The organism is Marinobacterium jannaschii DSM 6295 (assembly GCF_000620085.1).
In the GTDB taxonomy this organism is placed as follows: domain Bacteria; phylum Pseudomonadota; class Gammaproteobacteria; order Pseudomonadales; family Balneatricaceae; genus Pontibacterium; species Pontibacterium jannaschii.
Genome location: NZ_JHVJ01000044.1, coordinates 1 through 3468 on the forward strand (window position 1 = coordinate 1; position 3468 = coordinate 3468).

Genomic DNA, 3468 nt, shown 5'->3' on the forward strand with positions numbered 1-3468 from the left:
GCCGATGTGAACAACCTCCTCAGTACCCACACCTAGCAGCACTTTGTTAGCCATTTTTCGACAGCGCCAATGCTTTACTATAGAAATCTTTAAATAGCTCTGCTCTTTCTGGGAATTTATCAACGCCGGCCGCAAAAACCTTCATGGCATCCTCATATTTACCCAGTTTTAAAAGGCATTCGCCTGCCGAAAAATAAGCTGTTAATCCATTCGGATTCACCTGGAGCGATTGCTGAAAATCATTTAGGGCTTTGTCATATTGACCTAAATCCATAAACGTGAAGCCACGATTATCAATAGCCTCATAAAAAAGTGGAAATAATTCAATCGCGGTTGAATATAATGAAATAGCTCGCTTATGCTCGCCTTTTTCTCCCGCAGCAATTGCACTTTTATAGTTTCTATTTGCTTCTGCTATTAGCTGCTTCACATCTTGATCAGTAGTATCTGCATATCTCTGGAAATCAGTTAACTTGAGATATTCGATAAACCCAACAAGCTCACTTTTTTTAGGCGTCGAATTTCCGATAAGATCCCATCCAGAGGCGAAACTCGATGCATCGATAGGCGCGTGATATGCGTATATATCTAAGGACGTCACAGTATCTAAAGATGGCTTCTTTGATGTTCGATTATAAGTCAGACAATGTGCTGTGAATGTTCCATCTGGCCATTTATCGACTTCTAATACTTTAACGACATTCCAGTCACCACCTTCTACTTGCTGGGCTACGATATCGCCTTTTTTAAGCACAATTTCGCCACTCCTTTCTTCGCTGCCTGATACATTGCCTGTTAACGCCGCACTAGCAATAAAAAGGGTTAAAGTGCGTAATATGTTTAATATTCTCATATGCTCTCTTTATGGCTAACGCCTCAATCAGCCGCCGCGATAGTGGTCGGCTGGATTGAATTGTTATGTTTCTAAATGATCGCTGCCTTGATATCTCTAATGATATTAGCCCCAACTCTTCTATCGCTAGGGGTCTTCGCAAAAGCAACCTTATAACGATTGTCATCAATAAACCGTAGGTGGTTATGATTTCCATCTTCAACTACTTCTAGCCCCATGGCTTTGAGAGAGCTTTTCATACTAGATGTCATCCCGTTATAATTATTAAAAACTTGCTTTAGCTCTTCTATAATTCGTTCCCTAGTGCCATCCATCGAGTTGTTTTCTAAAACATCATTTAGCAGTTGTTGCTTCCTAGAATTCGCCTGTTGTGATTTAGCATATTCATTTAGAGCATCAAGGACTAAATCAGTTATTTCCCCTTTAAACTTTTCTTTTTCATTGCCAAAAATCAGAATAGGGTTGCCTTTCTTTGATGAGTTACCTTGAAGATCATCGAATCTAAGCTTCAATACATGGTAATCAGATTTAGATTTGTCTAGCTGCTCTTGAGCTTCGATTGTTGCAAGCATTTGCTCATTAATTTCGTATTCGTACTTTTCCTTAAGTTGTTCTATAACGTTTTCTTGTTCTTCAAGCTGTGAAAAAGCTTCTTCTGCGAGAGCTTGATATTCACTATCATTACTGAGCTCTACAAAACGTTTCTTTAGCTGAATCCTGGAGTCCTTTTGCCTCTTAGCTCTGACATCTGTTGGACTAAAATGCCGTTTCTTGTTGTAACCGTTAGTCGTATGGGTGATATATGAAAGGACATGCTGTATTAAATTTTCATTGGACTGAATGACATCTGTTAGGGTATCTCGCAGTAATAATCGACTGTAGCAATAACCTCGACCAAAAGAGGGATAGATAATGTTTATAGCACCATCCCAAGCTGAGTATTGACGGGTAAGAACCCCCTCTAACTCCCAACTATCAATCTCCTCTTCAGAGTAGACAACTTGAGCTAAGCCAACTAACTGCTCTTGCAATCTATTTGGATCAACTAGTGGCTGATTATCCTTTTTGCAATTACTAACAAAAACAAGCGGATAGTTGCGTTCTGAACGTTCAACTTCAAAACTAAGTGCTTTGAAATCATCAAGATTATTTTTGAGCTTTTGAACACGAAGCCCAACTGTGGTTTTAGGGTTGAGGTTGGCATTTTTTAGCAAGAAACTGACCAGTTTTGGTCTAGTAGTGCTCGGTATATCCTTAACCAAAGTACTGATGTCGCTGGTTTCGAGAAGGACTGAAACAGTTGTAATATCTCCTTCATATTTAATACCTAGCTCAGTAATCCATTGCCTTCCTCTTACAGTTCGATCTGGATGGCTAAGTAAGATGGAGTAAATTGCAGGCGCTAGTTCACTAGCTGCAAATGTCCTCACTTTGGTTTTTTCAAAAGAGAATTCTTCTCCATTCAGCAACATGTCGCTTGTAAAGTGATGTTTTGTAACGGTTTTAAGCCAGCCAGCGATTGTTCTAAGAGCGACAGAAAAACTATCGTGCCCTAATATTTCAAACTGATTTACGTAAATTAGCATTTCGTTCCCTTTTGGTTGGCTCTACTTTTCTACTGTGAAACATAACGCCCAAAGCAGCGGCGCGCGTTAGCGCGTCCAGCCCGCAGGGCGATGCTGCCTTTACTTGTTAGAGGTGCTACTTGCACCTCTATGAATCTTTGGATTTTGGTTTGTGCGCTGATAACAAATACCATGGAGCATAACCTGTAAATACTAAAGAGCCACTGACATGAAGACCGGCCACAACCAGAAAAAGAAACCATAAAGATATTACACCGGCCTCAATCCACTCGCTGAGTGAAGAGAACGCTAAAACTCCAATGGAGGCTAGTAGACCGCAAACGAAAAAGAATCCCGCAGCCACACGATAACTAGTACCCACCGGCTCTACTTCTTCGATGCGTATACGTTTCAAATGAAAACCTCTAACGCCTTGCTAAGAGGCAAAAAATGCTTGGCTATACTTGGCGACGAAGGAGCACAAGCCAAGCGTTTTGTGTCCTTTTGAGCAACTTGTTAGGGTAAAGCTACTCCATACTTATTTTTTTAAGTTTTACGTGAATAGGTGCTTGTGGAGTAAATGCAACTAGAACACTTGTTTTTGCTGAATTTTTTAATAGTGAACAAAATGCGAAAGCTTGATTGTGAACACACTCTATTTCAGTATTTTGAGGAAATTGATTATGAAAAAATTCAGCAATGTGTTCAGGCTTAGATTTTGACAAAATACAATCCACCTCACACGTAACATCTTCCCATTTTCCGTTATCTTTTTTATCTTCTACTCGCCATTTATCATCTTGATTGATGACACGAAAAACCTTATTTGTTACGTGACCGTCCACATGTACAACTGCAAACTCCCCTGTATCGAGAACGCTTTGACATAAAGCAATGTTTGAAAACATTGATAGTAATACAATAGTTAATATTTTACGCATAAGTTCCCTTTACCCTAACACTTAGTTCACGACGCGAGCTTGCGCTGTTTGCAAGCACGCCTCGTGTAACGGATTGTTGGATTGGGCCGCCGTGACCAAGTAGCAGTTA

General features: G+C 40.1%; 3 protein-coding genes. All 3 read right to left on the reverse strand.

Features of this window, described 5'->3' with window-relative positions:
- Positions 1 to 46: 46 nt before the first annotated feature.
- Positions 47 to 853: a tetratricopeptide repeat protein gene (locus Q354_RS0115935; protein ID WP_051560202.1), complete on the reverse strand. Its 807-nt coding sequence runs from the start codon at positions 851 to 853 to the stop codon at positions 47 to 49.
- Positions 854 to 924: 71 nt separating this feature from the next.
- On the reverse strand, positions 925 to 2439 hold the full coding sequence (locus tag Q354_RS0115940; RefSeq protein WP_027858470.1) for a hypothetical protein: 1515 nt from the start codon (positions 2437 to 2439) through the stop codon (positions 925 to 927).
- A gap of 506 nt (positions 2440 to 2945) precedes the next feature.
- Complete coding sequence (locus tag Q354_RS28310) at positions 2946 to 3359, reverse strand: hypothetical protein (RefSeq protein WP_156948395.1); 414 nt, start codon at positions 3357 to 3359, stop codon at positions 2946 to 2948.
- Positions 3360 to 3468: the final 109 nt, after the last annotated feature.

Excerpts from the sequence above, each read along its gene's own strand:
- Q354_RS0115935 (WP_051560202.1), bottom strand. The coding sequence starts at position 853 with ATGAGAATATTAAACATATTACGCACTTTAACCCTTTTTATTGCTAGT.
- Q354_RS28310 (WP_156948395.1), bottom strand. The coding sequence starts at position 3,359 with ATGCGTAAAATATTAACTATTGTATTACTATCAATGTTTTCAAACATT.
- Q354_RS0115940 (WP_027858470.1), bottom strand. The coding sequence starts at position 2,439 with ATGCTAATTTACGTAAATCAGTTTGAAATATTAGGGCACGATAGTTTT.